This window comes from Streptomyces barringtoniae, assembly GCF_020819595.1.
Lineage (GTDB): Bacteria > Actinomycetota > Actinomycetes > Streptomycetales > Streptomycetaceae > Streptomyces > Streptomyces barringtoniae.
Genome location: NZ_JAJHNP010000010.1, coordinates 94,272 through 109,592 on the forward strand (window position 1 = coordinate 94,272; position 15,321 = coordinate 109,592).

Genomic DNA, 15,321 nt, shown 5'->3' on the forward strand with positions numbered 1-15,321 from the left:
CAGCGGCCGATATGCCGAGGACGCCCGCGGCGCGCTGCCTCACAATGGGGGCATGCCGATACCCGGGACACCCAGCCGCGCCCAGCTCGTCGACCACCTGGTGAGGACCCGTATCGCGGGGGACGTCGCCACACCCCGCGAGAACAACCTCTCCCACTACCGTCAGCTCGCCAACGGTGTCCGCAACTTCTGGCTCGGCCTGGAGCTGGGCGACCGCTGGACGGACGAGCAGGACGTGCTCGCGGTGATGGCCGAAAGAGTCGGCGTCAACGACGATCCCGAGTACCGGTACGGACAGGACACCATCGACCCCGAGCTGACCGTGGACGCGCTGGAGCGGATGGCGGCGCGGCTGCGCAAGGCGGCCGAGGACCGGCAGCGGGTGCTGTTCGCGACCGGCCACCCGGGCGGTCTGCTGGACGTGCACCGGGCCACGGCCGCCGCGCTGCGCACGGCCGGCTGCGAGATCGTGGTCATCCCGGACGGGCTGCAGACGGACGAGGGGTACGTCATGCAGTTCGCGGACGTCGCGGTGCTGGAGCACGGGGCGACGCTCTGGCACACCCACTCCGGGGAGCCGATGCGGGCCGTTCTGACGGGACTTGAGCGCGAGGGACGGCCCCTGCCGGACCTGGTCGTCGCCGACCACGGGTGGGCCGGCTACGCGGGGCAGCACGGCCTGGACTCGATGGGATACGCCGACTGCAACGACCCGGCGCTGTTCCTCGCCGAGTCCGAGGGCACCCTCCAGGTCGTCGTACCGCTCGACGACCACGTGGTGAGCCCCCGTCACTACGACCCGATGACGGCGTATTTGCTGGCGGAGGCGGGCCTTTCCTGACCTGCTCCTGAACGCCGTCCGCCGACGCGGCACTGTGCGGCCCCGCACGCGGAGCCGCACAGTGTGGGCGCGATCAGCACCGGATCAGCTGCTGCTGCCGCTGCTGTTGCTCATGCCGCTGGTACTGCTGTTGCCGCTGCTACTGCTGCTGCTTCGGCTGGTGTTGTTACTGCTGGTGTTGCCGCTGCTGCTGGTGCTGCTCTTGCCGCTGTTGCTGCTGCTGTTGCTCCAGCCACCGTTGCCGTTGCCCCAGTTGCCGTTGCCCCAGTTGCCGTTGCCCCAGTTGCCGTTGCCCCAGCCCCAGCCCCAGCCACCCCAGCGGCCGCCCCAGCCCCAGCCCCAGCCGCCGCGGTGGTGGCGACGGTGGTGCCAACCCCAACCCCAGCCACAACCACAGTCAACGAGCCGGCTGTGGACACTGAGGTTGTGCTGTGCGGGGGCCGCCGAGGCGGTACCCGCCGTGCCGATCGCGGCTCCGCCCGCCAGCAGGAAGCCTGCTGTGGACATCACGACGTAACGCTTGATGCGCTGTGCTCGCATGGGAAGCTACCCTTCTGTTTCCATCATTTCCCGCGGCTCCACGAGGAAGACACGGGGCGGATGGTCGGCGCCGTGCTCACTGAGGGGGACGTCACGGCGCGCTCTTCAGGTGTCACCGCAGAGGATTGACTGCACGGACGTCGCCGCCGACGTCTGCCGTTCCAGGGACCCGGAAACCGTCGGACGGTCACACCGTGTACTGCGGCGCTCACTCATCGAGACTAGTGCCACTTCGGCCACTCGGCACCTCGAGGCAACATCAGTCACGCGGAACGCGGACGACACCCTCCTGGATGACGGTGATGGCGAGTCGTCCGTCCTGTGTGTAGATGCGCGCCTGGCCGAGACCGCGGCCGCCGTGCGCGGACGGCGACTCCTGGTCGTACAGCAGCCATTCGTCGGCGCGGAAGGGGCGGTGGAACCACATCGCGTGGTCCAGGGAGGCCCCGACGACGTCCCCGACCGCCCAGCCGCCGCGGCCGTGCGCGAGCAGCACGGAGTCGAGGAGGGTCATGTCGGAGACGTAGGTGGCGAGGACGACGTGCAGCAACGGGTCGTCGTCCAGCTTGCCGTTGGTGCGGAACCACACCTGCGAGTGCGGCTCGCGCGGCGCGCCGAACTGCCCGTACGGCGGCTCCTCCACGTACCTGAGGTCGATGGCCTCGCGGGCCTCGAGGAACTTCTCGACGACCTCGGGGGCGAGGTGGCCGTAGCCGCGCAGCCGCTCGTGCGAGGTGGGCAGGGTCGCCGGGTCGGGCGAGGCGGGCATGGGCGCCTGGTGCTCCAGGCCCTCCTCGTACGTCTGGAAGGACGCCGAGAGGTGGAAGATCGGCTTGCCGTGCTGGACGGCGACCACGCGGCGAGTGGTGAAGGACCGGCCGTCGCGGATGCGGTCGACGGTGTAGACGATCGGCGCGCCGGGATCGCCCGGGCGCAGGAAGTAGGCGTGGAGCGAGTGGGCGGGACGGTCGGCGGGGACCGTGCGGCCGGCGGCGACCAGCGCCTGCGCCGCGACCTGCCCGCCGAAGACGCGGGGTACGACGGCGGAGCGGGACTGGCCGCGGAAGATGTTCTCCTCGATCTGCTCGAGGTCGAGCAGATCGAGGAGATCCTGGAGTGCCTGGCTCATGGCATCTAGTTGTACAGGCCAGTGATTGCGACGGTGACAGGTCCGTCTTACAGGCCCATGTCCTTCGCAATGATCGTCTTCATGATCTCGCTGGTGCCGCCGTAGATGCGGTTGACGCGGTTGTCCGCGTACAGGCGGGCGATCGGGTACTCGTTCATGTAGCCGTAGCCGCCGTGCAGCTGCAGGCAGCGGTCGATCACACGGTGGGCGACCTCGGTGCAGAACAGCTTGGCGGAGGCGGCCTCGGCGGGGGTCAGCTCGCCGGCGTCCAGGGCCTCCGTCGCGCGGTCGGCGACGGCCTCGGCGGCGTCCACCTCGGCCTGGCAGGCGGCCAGCTCGAACTTGGTGTTCTGGAAGTGGGCGACCGGCTTGCCGAAGACGGTGCGCTCCTGCACGTACTGCTTGGCGAACCGGACGGCGGCCTTGGCCTGCGCGTAGGCGCCGAAGGCGATGCCCCAGCGCTCGGAGGCCAGGTTGTGCCCGAGGTAGTAGAAGCCCTTGTTCTCCTCGCCGAGCAGGTCCTCGACCGGGACCTTGACGTCGACGAACGCCAGCTCGGCGGTGTCGGAGGTCTTCAGGCCCAGCTTGTCGAGCTTGCGGCCGACGGAGTAGCCCTCGGACTTGGTGTCCACGGCGAACAGGGAGATGCCGTGGCGGCGGTCCTCGGCGGTGGGAGCGGCCGTGCGGGCGCACACGATGACCTTGTCGGCGTGGACGCCGCCGGTGATGAAGGTCTTGGCGCCGTTGAGGACGTAGTGCGTGCCGTCCTCGCTCAGCTTGGCGGTGGACTTCATGCCCGCGAGGTCGGAACCGGTGCCCGGCTCCGTCATCGCGATGGCCCACATCTCCTCGCCGGTGACGAACTTCGGCAGGTAGCGCTTCTTCTGCTCGTCGGTGGCGAGCATCTTGATGTACGGCAGGGCGAGCAGCACGTGTACGCCGGAGCCGCCGAACTGGACGCCCGCGCGGGCGGTCTCCTCGTAGAGGACGGCCTCGAACTTGTGGCTGTCCAGGCCCGCGCCACCGAACTCCTCGGGCACGTTGATGCCGAAGATGCCCAGCTCACCGAGCTTGTAGTAGAAGTCGCGCGGCGCCTGGCCCGCGGCGAACCACTCGTCGTAGACCGGTACGACCTCGGCCTCGATGAAGGCGCGCAGGGTCTCCCGGAACGCCTCGTGATCCTCGTTGAACACCGTACGGCGCACGCCGCCCACCTCCAGGTACCTGTCTAAGCGCTTGCTCAGACTCGAAGATACCGGCGAGTACGGCGACGCGTCCAGGGTGAGCTTGACCACGGCCCCGGGCCCTTGATCGGGTCGGAGTGATCCCGGCCGGAGGCTGCCGACTCACCCCTCCCCCGCCGCCTCGAACGCCCCCCGCGCCATCCGGTGCAGCAGGGCCGCGGTGGCCCCCCGCCCCGGCAGGGTGCCCGCGCGCCCCAGGTGCGGTGTGGAGTTCAGCAGGCCGAAGACCGAGTGGACCGCCGAGCGGGCGGACGGCTCCGACAGCCCCGGGTACACGTCGCGGACCACCTCCACCCACAGCTCGACGTACTGCCGCTGGAGCTGGCGCACCAGCTTGCGGTCGCTGTCGCGCAGGCGGTCCAGCTCGCGGTCGTGCAGGGTGATGAGAGGACGGTCGTCCAGGGCGAAGTCGATGTGGCCCTCGATGAGGGAGTCCAGGACCGCCGAGGGACGGGTGTCGCCGTCGGCCTCCGCCAGGCGGCGCTTGGCGCCCGTCAGCAGCTGGCCGCTGATGCCGACCAGCAGCTCGGCAAGCATCGCGTCCTTGCCCGGGAAGTGCCGGTACAGGCCGGGGCCGCTGATGCCGACCGCGGCGCCTATCTCGTCGACACCGACGCCGTGGAAGCCGCGCTCGGCGAAGAGCCGGGCGGCCTCCTTGAGGATCTGCTCGCGGCGGGTCGGGGCGTCGGTTCTGGTGACCATGCAGGCAATTCTAGACAGCGAGGTTAGCGGTCGTTAACCTGATGGAAATGGTTAACGCTCATTAACAGCGGATCACAGGTTCGATCACCGGGTGAGGGGACCGCAGGATGCAGGAGGCACCGGAGCTTCGGAGCGCGGCAGATCCCGCGTCGGAGGCCTGGCGGGCCAATGAACAGGCTCATCTCGCACTCGTCGAGGAACTGCGCGGCAAGCTGGCCGCGGCCGCCCTCGGCGGCGGCGAGAAGGCGCGGGCCCGGCACACCGCGCGGGGCAAGCTGCTGCCGAGGGACAGGGTGGACACGCTGCTCGACCCGGGGTCGCCGTTCCTGGAGCTGGCCCCCCTCGCGGCCGACGGGATGTACGACGGGCAGGCCCCGGCCGCCGGGGTGATCGCCGGGATCGGGCGGGTCAGCGGGCGCGAGTGCGTGATCGTCGCCAATGACGCGACCGTCAAGGGCGGCACGTACTACCCGATGACGGTGAAGAAGCACCTGCGCGCCCAGGAGATCGCCCTCGACAACCGTCTGCCGTGCGTCTACCTCGTGGACTCCGGCGGTGCCTTCCTGCCCATGCAGGACGAGGTCTTCCCCGACCGGGACCACTTCGGGCGGATCTTCTACAACCAGGCCCGGATGTCCGGCGCCGGGATCCCGCAGATCGCCGCCGTGCTCGGGTCCTGCACGGCCGGTGGGGCGTATGTGCCCGCGATGAGTGACGAAGCCGTGATCGTCCGCAACCAGGGGACGATCTTCCTCGGCGGTCCGCCCCTGGTGAAGGCCGCCACCGGCGAGGTCGTCACGGCGGAGGAGCTGGGCGGCGGCGAGGTCCACTCCCGGACCTCCGGGGTCACCGACCACCTCGCCGAGGACGACGCGCACGCCCTCAGGATCGTGCGGAACATCGTCGCCACCCTCCCGGCCCGGCAGTCCCTGCCGTGGGAGGTCCAGCCGGCCGTAGAACCCAAGGTGGACCCGTACGGGCTGTACGGCGCCGTCCCGGTCGACTCCCGTACCCCCTACGACGTACGCGAGATCATCGCCCGTGTCGCCGACGGCTCCCGTTTCGCCGAGTTCAAGAGCGAGTTCGGGCAGACCCTCGTCACCGGCTTCGCGCGGATCCACGGCCACCCGGTCGGGATCGTCGCCAACAACGGCATCCTGTTCTCCGAGTCCGCCCAGAAGGGCGCCCACTTCATCGAGCTGTGCGACCAGCGCGGGATCCCGCTGGTGTTCCTGCAGAACATCTCCGGGTTCATGGTCGGCAGGGACTACGAGGCGGGCGGCATCGCCAAGCACGGCGCCAAGATGGTGACGGCCGTGGCGTGCACGCGCGTGCCGAAGCTGACCGTGGTGGTCGGCGGTTCGTACGGCGCGGGCAACTACTCGATGTGCGGCCGGGCCTACTCCCCCCGCTTCCTGTGGATGTGGCCCAACGCCAAGATCTCCGTGATGGGCGGCGAGCAGGCCGCCAGTGTCCTCGCCACGGTCAAGCGCGACCAGCTGGAGGCCCGGGGAGAGGCCTGGCCCGCCGAGGACGAGGACGCCTTCAAGGCGCCGATCCGCGCCCAGTACGAGCGCCAGGGCAACGCCTACTACGCCACGGCCCGCCTCTGGGACGACGGCGTGATCGACCCGCTTCAGACCCGTCAGGTGCTCGGACTCGCCCTGACGGCCTGCGCCAACGCGCCTCTGGGAGACCCCCAGTTCGGCGTCTTCCGGATGTGAGGAGGGGAACCGTGTTCGACACAGTGCTGGTCGCCAACCGGGGCGAGATCGCCGTACGCGTCATCCGTACGCTCCGCTCGCTGGGCGTGCGCTCGGTGGCGGTCTTCTCCGACGCCGACGCCGACGCGCGGCACGTCCGGGAGGCCGACACGGCGGTACGGATCGGGCCTGCGCCGGCCGCCGAGAGTTATCTGTCCGTCGACCGCCTCCTGGACGCCGCCGCCCGCACCGGCGCCCAGGCCGTCCACCCCGGGTACGGCTTCCTCGCCGAGAACGCCGGGTTCGCGCGCGCCTGCGAGGAGGCGGGGCTCGTCTTCATCGGCCCGTCGGCGGACGCCATCGCGCTCATGGGCGACAAGATCCGCGCCAAGGAGACGGTGCAGGCGGCCGGGGTGCCGGTGGTGCCGGGTGGCCGTGACCCCGAGCTCGCCGAGGCGGCCCGCGCACTCGGCGCGCCCGTGCTGCTCAAGCCCTCCGCCGGCGGTGGCGGCAAGGGCATGCGGCTGGTGCGGGACCTGACCGTGCTGGAGGAGGAGATCGCCGCCGCCCGCCGCGAGGCCCGCGCCTCCTTCGGCGACGACACCCTGCTGGTGGAGCGGTGGATCGACCGGCCCCGGCACATCGAGATCCAGGTGCTGGCCGACGGCCACGGCGACGTCGTCCACCTCGGCGAGCGCGAGTGCTCGCTCCAGCGGCGGCACCAGAAGATCATCGAGGAGGCGCCGAGCGTGCTCCTCGACGAGGCCACGCGCGCGGCGATGGGCGAGGCGGCCGTGCAGGCGGCCCGCAGTTGCGGGTACCGGGGCGCGGGCACGGTGGAGTTCATCGTGCCGGGCGGAAACCCGTCGCAGTACTACTTCATGGAGATGAACACCCGTCTCCAGGTGGAGCACCCCGTCACCGAGCTCGTCACCGGCCTGGACCTGGTGGAGTGGCAGCTCAGGGTGGCGGCCGGGGAGAAGCTGGGCTTCGCCCAGGAGGACGTGACGCTCACCGGGCACGCGGTCGAGGCCCGGATCTGCGCGGAAGACCCCGCGCGCGGCTTCCTGCCCTCCGGCGGCACCGTCCTGCTGCTGAACGAGCCGCAGGGCGACGGCGTCCGCACCGACTCCGGGCTCGGCGAGGGCACCGAGGTGGGCAGCCTGTACGACCCGATGCTGTCCAAGGTGATCGTCCACGGCCCCGACCGGGAGACCGCGCTCAGGAAGCTCCGGGCGGCGCTCGGGGAGACGGTCACGCTGGGCGTGCAGACCAACGCGGGGTTCCTGCGGCGGCTGCTGGCCCATCCGTCGGTCGTGCAGGGGGACTTGGACACCGGGCTGGTGGAGCGCGTGGTGGACGAGCTGGTCACCACGGACGTACCGGAGGAGGTGTACGAGGCGGCTGCGGCCGTGCGCGCGAAGGCGCTGGAGCCCCGTGCGGACGGCTGGGTCGACCCCTTCTCGGTGCCGAACGGCTGGCGGCTCGGCGGCACCCCGAGGCCGCCCGCCTTCCACCTCCGGGTGCAGGACCCGGTGACGTACACCCCGCGCGGCAGCTCCACCGTCACCGACACCACGGTCTCCGTCACCCTCGACGGTGTCCGGCACACCTTCCACCGGGCCGGTGACTGGATCGGCCGCGACGGCGACGCCTGGCAGGTGCGGGACCACGACCCGGTGGCCGCGTCCCTCAGCCGGTCCGCGCACGCGGGCGCCGACTCCCTGACCGCGCCCATGCCGGGCACGGTGACCGTGGTGAAGGTCGCCGTCGGGGACGAAGTGGCCGCCGGGCAGAGCCTGCTGGTGGTGGAGGCGATGAAGATGGAGCACGTCATCTCCGCCCCGCACGCCGGCACGGTCGCCGAGCTGGACGTGACGCCGGGCACGACGGTCGCCATGGACCAGGTGCTCGCCGTGATCGCACCCCACGAGGAGGTGGCGCAGTGACCGCCGAGGGTCTCCCCATGGTCGTACCGGCCCCGGACCTGCCCGCGCGGGTGCGGATCCACGAGGTCGGCGCGCGTGACGGGCTGCAGAACGAGAAGCGGACCGTACCGACCGAGATCAAGGCGGAGTTCATCCGCCGGCTCGCCGACGCGGGCCTGACGACGATCGAGGCGACGAGCTTCGTGCATCCCAAGTGGGTGCCCCAACTGGCCGACGCCGAGCAGCTGTTCCCGCTGCTCGGCGGGCTCGATGGGGTCGAGCTGCCGGTGCTGGTGCCCAACCAGCGCGGTCTGGACCGGGCGCTGGCCCTCGGCGCCGACCGGGTCGCCGTCTTCGCCAGCGCCACCGAGTCCTTCGCGAAGGCCAACCTCAACCGCACGCTGGACGAGTCGCTGGCGGTGTTCGGGCCGGTGGTGCGGCAGGCCAAGGACCGGGGCGTGCATGTGCGCGGCTATGTGTCCATGTGCTTCGGCGACCCGTGGGAGGGTGCCGTCCCGCTGCACCAGGTGGCCCGCGTCTGCACGGCCCTGAGGGACATGGGCTGCGACGAGCTGAGCCTGGGCGACACGATCGGCGTCGCCACTCCGGGCCACGTCCTCGAACTGCTCTCCGTCCTCAACGAGAAGGGCGTGCCGACGAACGTGATCGGCGTGCACTTCCACGACACCTACGGCCAGGCGCTCGCCAACACCCTGGCCGCCCTCCAGCACGGCGTCACCACCGTGGACGCCTCGGCCGGCGGGCTCGGCGGCTGCCCGTACGCGAAGTCCGCCACCGGCAACCTCGCCACCGAGGACCTCGTCTGGATGCTGCACGGACTCGGCATCGAGACCGGGGTCGACCTCGGCCGTCTGACCGCCACGAGCGTGTGGATGGCCGCCCATCTGGACCGGCCCAGCCCGTCCCGTACCGTCCGCGCTCTCTCCCACAAGGACCAGTGATCAGCATGGACCACCGTCTCAGCCCCGAGCTGGAGGAACTCCGCCGTACGGTGGAGGAGTTCGCGCACGACGTCGTGGCGCCGAAGATCGGCGACTTCTACGAGCGGCACGAGTTCCCGTACGAGATCGTCCGCGAGATGGGCCGCATGGGCCTGTTCGGGCTGCCGTTCCCGGAGGAGTACGGCGGCATGGGCGGCGACTACCTGGCCCTCGGAATCGCCCTGGAGGAGCTGGCCCGGGTGGACTCCTCGGTGGCGATCACCCTGGAGGCGGGCGTCTCCCTGGGTGCCATGCCCCTCCACCTCTTCGGTACGCAGGAGCAGAAGCAGGCGTGGCTGCCCCGCCTGTGTTCGGGCGAGATCCTGGGCGCGTTCGGCCTGACCGAGCCGGACGGCGGCAGCGACGCCGGGGCGACCCGTACGACGGCCCGTCTCGACCCCGACACCAACGAATGGGTGATCAACGGCACGAAGTGCTTCATCACCAACTCGGGCACGGACATCACGGGCCTGGTGACGGTGACCGCCGTGACGGGCCGCAAGCCGGACGGCAAGCCGCAGATCTCGTCGATCATCGTGCCGTCCGGCACGCCGGGCTTCACGGTGGCGGCCCCCTACTCGAAGGTCGGCTGGAACGCCTCCGACACGCGCGAGCTGTCCTTCGCCGATGTCCGCGTCCCGGCCGCCAACCTGCTCGGCGAGGAGGGCCGCGGTTACGCCCAGTTCCTGCGCATCCTGGACGAGGGCCGGATCGCCATCGCGGCCCTCGCGACGGGCCTGGCCCAGGGCTGTGTCGACGAGTCGGTGAAGTACGCCAAGGAACGTCAGGCCTTCGGCCGGCCGATCGGCGCCAACCAGGCCATCCAGTTCAAGATCGCCGACATGGAGATGAAGGCCCACACGGCGCGCCTGGCCTGGCGCGACGCGGCGAGCCGCCTGGTGGCCGGCGAACCCTTCAAGAAGGAGGCCGCCCTCGCCAAGCTCTACTCCTCCACGGTCGCCGTCGACAACGCCCGGGACGCCACCCAGATCCACGGCGGCTACGGCTTCATGAACGAGTACCCGGTGGCCCGCATGTGGCGCGACTCCAAGATCCTGGAGATCGGCGAGGGCACGAGCGAGGTCCAGCGGATGCTCATCGCGCGGGAACTGGGGCTGGTGAGCTGAGACAGCGGCCCGGGTGAGGGCGAGCCAGGCCCGCCCTCACCCGGGCCGGAGCCTCAGCCGACGGTCAGCGTGCGGCCCAGGAGGGGCAGCAGGCGGTCCCAGTGGCGCTGCAGTGCGTCGGGGTCGAAGGCGTCGGTGTCGGACATGGTGAAGCCGTGGACGGTGCCGGGGTAGATCTCGGAGGTGTAGCTGACACCCGCGGCGTCCAGGGCCTGGTTGAGCTCGCCGAGGGCCTCGGGCGTCATGTCGGTTTCGGCATGGCCGAGGTGGACCTCGGCGGTGAGCTCGGACACGAGGCGGTGCATCTCGGGCCCGTCGGCGCCCACGGGGCCGTGGAATTCGGCGACGGCGGCCACCTGGCCGGGGTGGGCCGCGGCGGTGCGCATCGCCAGGAGGCCGCCGAAGCAGTAGCCGGTCACCGCGACCGGTCCGGCGGCGACCTCGGGCCGGCTGGTGAGGAACCCGAGGTAGGCGTCGGCGTCGCGCAGGGCACGTTCGGCGGTGTGCGCCTCGATCAAGGGCATCAGCCGGGCGATGAGCGCACGCCGGACGTCTCCCCCGATGTACTCGGGAAGCTCGAACAGCGGTGCCGGGCCGTGCCGGTAGAAGAAGTTGGGGACGAGCACGTAGTACCCGTGCCCGGCCAGTTCGCAGGCCATCTCCCGCAGCACGGGCCGGATTCCGAAGGCGTCCGGGTACATCAGGACCCCTGGGTGCCGCCCGCCACCGTCGGGGAAGGCGGCGAAGGCGTCGGCCCGGCCGTCCGGGGTGGGGATCTGCAGCATCTTGGTGGGCATGAGTTCTCCTGTCGTGGTTGACGTGTCGAGCCTGTGGTCACCACGACGGAGGCGGAGCGCGCGCGGCAGCGCCGGATCCTCGGTCGAACAGCGGGCCCGCCCCGGCCCGTACGGCGCTCAGCAGAGCACCGGGTCACCCGTCCGTGTGTGGCGCGATGCCGTCCCGGTAGTCATCGCCGCCCAACCTAGCCCACCGGACAAAACCGATGCCAGCACCCATTCGTCAGGTCCACTCGGTCGGCCTGCTGCCCGTGGAGCGGCCGACGAGAACGGCCCCGCCCTGCTGCGCGGGCCCGCCGGCCGGCGTCAGCCCCGACGAGAGGGCGCCGGTGATGCGGGCCGTGTGCCGGTAGGCCCGCAGGGCGGCGGCCAGGGCGCGGTCCTGGACGGGCGGGTCGGCCAGGGCTTCGTCCAGCCGGGTGGTGAACCGGATCCAGCGGGCCCGGTCGCCGCTCGCGTAGTAGGCCATGCCGTCGGTGCCGTGCAGGCCGTAGGCGCGGCTGACGCACCGGCACAGGTGCAGGGCGCCGAGGGTGGAGCCCTCCAGGACGTACAGGAAGCCGAGCAGCGAGAGCGGGTCCGCGACCGCCGTCGTACGGATGTCCGCCGTGAACGCCGCCGCGTGCGCCGCGGGCCACCGGCCGGGGGCGGTGCCATGGCTCGCGAAATGGCGCAGATCGCGCTCGATCAGCGGAGCCTTCCGCAGGTCCTCCGCCGCCCACAGACCGGCGACGGACGGGGCGGCGGCTCGGGAGAGTTCCGACTCCAGCTCACCCAGCACCAGGCGCAGCGCGGCCAGTTGGGCCGTGTAGCGGGCGAGGGGGAGGGTGCCGTCGAGCAGCGCGGTGGCGAAGCCGGTGCGCTCCAGGGCGTCGTGCCGGTCCCGGGTGCCGGCGCGCAGCCGGGCCGATGCGGTCGTCGTCATGCGGCGCTCCGGTGCCGGAGGGTGTCGTGGAGGCGGTCGATGAGGTGGCCCTTGCGTTCGACGGTGAGGTCGAAGTAGGTGGCGCTGTGCGGGGAGCGGCACACGCGGCGGACGGCGTCCTTGGCGGCCTGTTTGCGCTCGACGGCCTCGCCGGACAGGGCGAGGAGCGTGCGGTCGAGGTCCGGGTGGCCGAGGACGTACTGCCGCAGCCGCTCGCCGGACAGTGCCGCGCGGCCGGACGGGGGCGCGGAGTCGAGGAGTTCCAGGAAGACGCGGTTGCTCAGCCCGGCGTAGTCCTCGTGGGTGCGGGCGCCGGCGAACTCTGGCACGAAGTCGGTCAGGTCGTTGAACAGCTGGCTGGCCAGGCCGAGTTGGCGCATGGCCTCGTTCAGGGTGTCGCGCTCGTCCGCTTGGACGCGCAGGGCGGCCAGCGCCGCGTCGAGCGGCATGCGGAACAGCGTGCCGGTCTTCAGCGCGGCCATCGACTCCCAGAACGCGACCCGCTCCGCGTGCGGCGCGTCGGCCAGTTCGGCGCGGGTGCGGGGCGATCGGGTGGCGATGTCGACGGCCTGCCCCTGGAAGCCGTGGGCCACTGATCCGAGCAGGCTGCCGACGACGGCGGGGTCGGCCGCGTGCGCCAGGGCGGCCGCGATCAGCCAGGAGCCGGTGTTGACGGCGAGCGGCACACCGTGGGTGCTGTGCAGCGCGGGTTCGCCGTAGCGGACGGCGCTGCCGTCCTGTACGTCGTCGAGCGCGACCGCGGCCTTCAGCAGGACGCGGACGGCGACGGCGGCCCGGCGGATCGCGGCGAGTCCTTCACCCTCCGCCTCCGGCCCGTCGAATCCCCGGTAGTTGCGGTGGGCCCAGTAGACCATCGACGGCCGCAGCGGGCGTCCGCCGCCGGGCGCGCCGGGAGCGGGCCGCAGGGCCTCCTGGCCGGACTTGGATCCGACGGCGTCGGCGACCGGCCCGTACAGGGCGCGCCCGAGGGCAGCGCCGTAGACGGAGTCCGCCGCTCCGGGCGGCACCGGGGCCAGTGCGGCGAGGAACCGGTCCAGGTCCGCCTCCAGAAGTGCGGCGTCCTCCCGGACCACCGCCTCCACCCGCCCGCCGCTCGACGTCGTCACACACACCTCCGCTCGATCAACACCTCGCAGGAGCCGACGCGCGACTCAACGTAGCGAGACATGATCCAAACGGCCACGGAAGAGGGGGTAAGTCGCGAGGCGGACGGCGGAAGTTGACCGGATTCGCTCGCCTCGCGGGGGGCGTCCGAGCCGCCCCCTCCTGGACATCAAGGAAGGTTAGGCTAACCTACCTTCGAACCTGTCCGGCGGGCGCTCCGCCCCGTTCGAAAGCAGTCATACCCATGTCGCATGCCCGTGCCACCCACCTTACTCGCCGCGGCCTTCTCGCCGTCGGCGGCGCCGTCGGACTCGGTGCCGCGCTCGCCGCCTGCGGGGACGGCAAGGGCAAAGACAGTGGCTCGGGCAAGGGCACGAGGGCCGGCGGGTCCGGGCCCTGGTCCTTCAAGGACGACCGCGGCACGACCGTGAAGCTCGACAAGGTTCCCGCGAACATCGTCGCCTTCACCGGCGTCGGCGCCGCGCTCCACGACTACGGCGTCCAGGTCAAGGGCGTCTTCGGTCCGACGACGACCAAGGACGGCAAGGCCGATGTCCAGGCCGGCGACATGGACGTCAGCAAGGTGACGGTTCTCGGCAACGCCTGGGGCCAGTTCAACATCGAGAAGTACGCCTCGCTCGCGCCGGACGTGCTGATCACCACGATGTTCGACGGCGCCGGCACCCTCTGGTACGTCCCCGAGGAGTCGAAGAAGAAGATCGCCCAGCTGGCCCCCGGCATCGGCATCTCGGTCTACGACCGCCAGCTCACCCAGCCGCTGCAGCGCATGTGGGACCTGGCCGAATCGCTGGGGGCGGACATGAAGGCCGCGAAGGTGACCGACGCCAAGAAGCGGTTCGAGGCCGCGGCCGCCCGGCTGCGCGCCGCCGCCAAGGCCAAGCCGGACCTCAAGGTCATGGCGGGCAGCGCCGGCGACCAGTTGTTCTACGTCTCCGGCACCAACCTCTCCGTCGACCTGGAGTACTTCAAGGCCCTCGGCGTGAACTTCGTCGAGCCCCCGGAGAGCGCCAAGAAGCAGGGCGGTGGCTGGTACGAGTCGCTGAGCTGGGAGAACGTCGACAAGTACAAGGCCGACGTCATCATGATGGACGACCGGTCGTCGGCCATCCAGCCGGCCGACATCACCAAGGCGACCTGGCAGAAGCTTCCCGCGGTGAAGGCGGGTCAGGTCATCGCCCGGTCACCCGAGCCGATCCTTTCGTACGACAAGTGCGTGCCGCTTCTGAACAACCTGGCCGAGGCCCTGGAGAAGGCCAAGAAGGTCAGCTGAGGAGCCCCTGATGACGACGGCCGTGGCCACCCCCTTCCGTTTCTTCTCCCTGCAGGTCGTACGGACGAGGCGGCTGGGGCCGTCTCTCGTCCGCGTCACCTTCGGCGGAGCCGATCTGCACGCGTTCCACTCCGACGGGCGCGACCAGTCCCTCTCCCTGTTCCTGCCGCATCCGGGTCAGCCGGAGCCCGTCGTTCCCCTGGACCTGGGATGGGGGTCCCCCCGTTCGAGCGAAGCCGAGAATGGGGGAGGATGGTGGCAGGCCTGGCGTGAACTGCCCGACGACGTACGGGCGGTGATGCGCTCGTACACGCTCCGGTCGCTGCGCCGGGACGCCGAGGGCAGCACGGTCGAGATCGACATCGACTTCGCGCTGCACGGCATCGAGCCCGGCGCCCCCGCCCCCGCCGGCCCCGCCTCCCGCTGGGCCGCCCGCGCCACCCCCGGCGACCGGGTGCTGCTGCTCGGCCCGGCGATCGCCGACAACCGCGCCATCCGCTTCCGCCCACCCGAGGACACCGGCCTCGTCGTCCTGTGCGGCGACGAGACCGCCGTACCGGCAGCGACCGCCATCCTGGAGTCCCTGCCCGCCGGCACGTGTGCCCGGGCCTGGCTGGAGGTGCCGCACGCCGGTGACATCCAGGACGTGCGCACGCAGGCGGACGCGGAGATCACGTGGCTCGTACGGCACGACGGGTCCCCCATGGCCGTCGACGCCGCACGGGCCGCACGACTTCCCCCTGCCGGGCGGCCGTACGTGTGGATCGCCGGCGAGTCGGGGCGGGTGAAGGCGCTGCGGCGGCACTTCGTCGCTGAGCGCGGGGTCGACCGGCGGCGGGTGACCTTCGTCGGGTACTGGCGGCAGGGGATGGCCGAGGAAGAGCTGCGGGCGGCCGGGTAACTCCCTTGCGCGTGACGCCGGTCACGGGTGAGGCACGTCTTGATCCAAAGAAGTTAGGTTAGGCTAA

General features: G+C 71.3%; 14 protein-coding genes. 7 read left to right on the top strand and 7 right to left on the bottom strand.

The window, feature by feature from the left end; all coding sequences use genetic code 11:
- Positions 1-52 precede the first annotated feature (52 nt).
- Positions 53-841, top strand: a complete 789-nt coding sequence (locus tag LMU33_RS19625; RefSeq protein ID WP_228621788.1) for a phosphatase — start codon at positions 53-55, stop codon at positions 839-841.
- Between the two features lie 84 nt (positions 842-925).
- Here LMU33_RS19625 and LMU33_RS19630 read toward each other — a convergent pair whose 3' ends face one another.
- The 4 genes from LMU33_RS19630 to LMU33_RS19645 form a co-directional block, all read right to left on the bottom strand.
- On the bottom strand, positions 926-1,381 hold the full coding sequence (locus LMU33_RS19630) for a hypothetical protein (protein WP_228621789.1): 456 nt from the start codon (positions 1,379-1,381) through the stop codon (positions 926-928).
- 259 nt (positions 1,382-1,640) lie between these two features.
- The gene (tesB, locus tag LMU33_RS19635) at positions 1,641-2,510 is read right to left on the bottom strand and encodes an acyl-CoA thioesterase II (RefSeq protein WP_228621790.1); all 870 of its coding nucleotides are present in this window, start codon (positions 2,508-2,510) and stop codon (positions 1,641-1,643) included.
- A 47-nt stretch (positions 2,511-2,557) separates the two neighbouring features.
- Positions 2,558-3,715, bottom strand: coding sequence for an acyl-CoA dehydrogenase family protein (locus tag LMU33_RS19640; protein ID WP_228622002.1), 1,158 nt, complete (start codon positions 3,713-3,715; stop codon positions 2,558-2,560).
- A 141-nt stretch (positions 3,716-3,856) separates the two neighbouring features.
- A complete protein-coding gene (locus LMU33_RS19645; protein ID WP_228621791.1) occupies positions 3,857-4,456 on the bottom strand; it encodes an SACE_7040 family transcriptional regulator in 600 nt (199 codons plus the stop codon).
- Positions 4,457-4,563: 107 nt separating this feature from the next.
- Here LMU33_RS19645 and LMU33_RS19650 point away from each other — a divergent pair, with 107 nt between their 5' ends.
- The 4 genes from LMU33_RS19650 to LMU33_RS19665 are packed head-to-tail and all read left to right on the top strand — an operon-like array spanning position 4,564 to position 10,215.
- A complete protein-coding gene (locus LMU33_RS19650) occupies positions 4,564-6,180 on the top strand; it encodes a carboxyl transferase domain-containing protein (RefSeq protein ID WP_228621792.1) in 1,617 nt (538 codons plus the stop codon).
- Between the two features lie 11 nt (positions 6,181-6,191).
- On the top strand, positions 6,192-8,108 hold the full coding sequence (locus tag LMU33_RS19655) for an acetyl/propionyl/methylcrotonyl-CoA carboxylase subunit alpha (protein WP_228621793.1): 1,917 nt from the start codon (positions 6,192-6,194) through the stop codon (positions 8,106-8,108).
- Entirely contained in the window at positions 8,105-9,049 is a 945-nt protein-coding gene (locus LMU33_RS19660; RefSeq protein WP_228621794.1) for a hydroxymethylglutaryl-CoA lyase, read from the top strand. Before LMU33_RS19655 ends, LMU33_RS19660 begins: the two co-directional genes overlap by 4 nt.
- A gap of 5 nt (positions 9,050-9,054) precedes the next feature.
- A complete protein-coding gene (locus LMU33_RS19665) occupies positions 9,055-10,215 on the top strand; it encodes an acyl-CoA dehydrogenase family protein (protein WP_228621795.1) in 1,161 nt (386 codons plus the stop codon).
- Between the two features lie 53 nt (positions 10,216-10,268).
- Here LMU33_RS19665 and LMU33_RS19670 read toward each other — a convergent pair whose 3' ends face one another.
- The 3 genes from LMU33_RS19670 to LMU33_RS19680 form a co-directional block, all read right to left on the bottom strand.
- Positions 10,269-11,012, bottom strand: a complete 744-nt coding sequence (locus LMU33_RS19670) for a dienelactone hydrolase family protein (protein WP_228621796.1) — start codon at positions 11,010-11,012, stop codon at positions 10,269-10,271.
- Positions 11,013-11,235: 223 nt separating this feature from the next.
- Positions 11,236-11,937, bottom strand: a complete 702-nt coding sequence (locus LMU33_RS19675) for a biliverdin-producing heme oxygenase (RefSeq protein ID WP_228621797.1) — start codon at positions 11,935-11,937, stop codon at positions 11,236-11,238.
- Positions 11,934-13,064 carry a polyprenyl synthetase family protein gene (locus LMU33_RS19680; RefSeq protein WP_228621798.1) on the bottom strand — a complete coding sequence of 377 codons (1,131 nt, stop codon included), beginning with the start codon at positions 13,062-13,064 and terminating at the stop codon, positions 11,934-11,936. Before LMU33_RS19680 ends, LMU33_RS19675 begins: the two co-directional genes overlap by 4 nt.
- Positions 13,065-13,306: 242 nt before the next feature.
- Between LMU33_RS19680 and LMU33_RS19685 the strand changes: the two genes are divergently transcribed.
- Entirely contained in the window at positions 13,307-14,353 is a 1,047-nt protein-coding gene (locus tag LMU33_RS19685; protein WP_228621799.1) for an ABC transporter substrate-binding protein, read from the top strand.
- A gap of 10 nt (positions 14,354-14,363) precedes the next feature.
- Complete coding sequence (locus LMU33_RS19690) at positions 14,364-15,254, top strand: siderophore-interacting protein (RefSeq protein WP_228621800.1); 891 nt, start codon at positions 14,364-14,366, stop codon at positions 15,252-15,254.
- Positions 15,255-15,321 lie beyond the last annotated feature (67 nt).

Excerpts from the sequence above, each read along its gene's own strand:
- tesB (WP_228621790.1), bottom strand. The coding sequence starts at position 2,510 with ATGAGCCAGGCACTCCAGGATCTCCTCGATCTGCTCGACCTCGAGCAG.
- LMU33_RS19685 (WP_228621799.1), top strand. The coding sequence starts at position 13,307 with ATGTCGCATGCCCGTGCCACCCACCTTACTCGCCGCGGCCTTCTCGCC.
- LMU33_RS19675 (WP_228621797.1), bottom strand. The coding sequence starts at position 11,937 with ATGACGACGACCGCATCGGCCCGGCTGCGCGCCGGCACCCGGGACCGG.
- LMU33_RS19650 (WP_228621792.1), top strand. The coding sequence starts at position 4,564 with ATGCAGGAGGCACCGGAGCTTCGGAGCGCGGCAGATCCCGCGTCGGAG.
- LMU33_RS19690 (WP_228621800.1), top strand. The coding sequence starts at position 14,364 with ATGACGACGGCCGTGGCCACCCCCTTCCGTTTCTTCTCCCTGCAGGTC.
- LMU33_RS19625 (WP_228621788.1), top strand. The coding sequence starts at position 53 with ATGCCGATACCCGGGACACCCAGCCGCGCCCAGCTCGTCGACCACCTG.
- LMU33_RS19630 (WP_228621789.1), bottom strand. The coding sequence starts at position 1,381 with ATGCGAGCACAGCGCATCAAGCGTTACGTCGTGATGTCCACAGCAGGC.
- LMU33_RS19665 (WP_228621795.1), top strand. The coding sequence starts at position 9,055 with ATGGACCACCGTCTCAGCCCCGAGCTGGAGGAACTCCGCCGTACGGTG.
- LMU33_RS19670 (WP_228621796.1), bottom strand. The coding sequence starts at position 11,012 with ATGCCCACCAAGATGCTGCAGATCCCCACCCCGGACGGCCGGGCCGAC.
- LMU33_RS19645 (WP_228621791.1), bottom strand. The coding sequence starts at position 4,456 with ATGGTCACCAGAACCGACGCCCCGACCCGCCGCGAGCAGATCCTCAAG.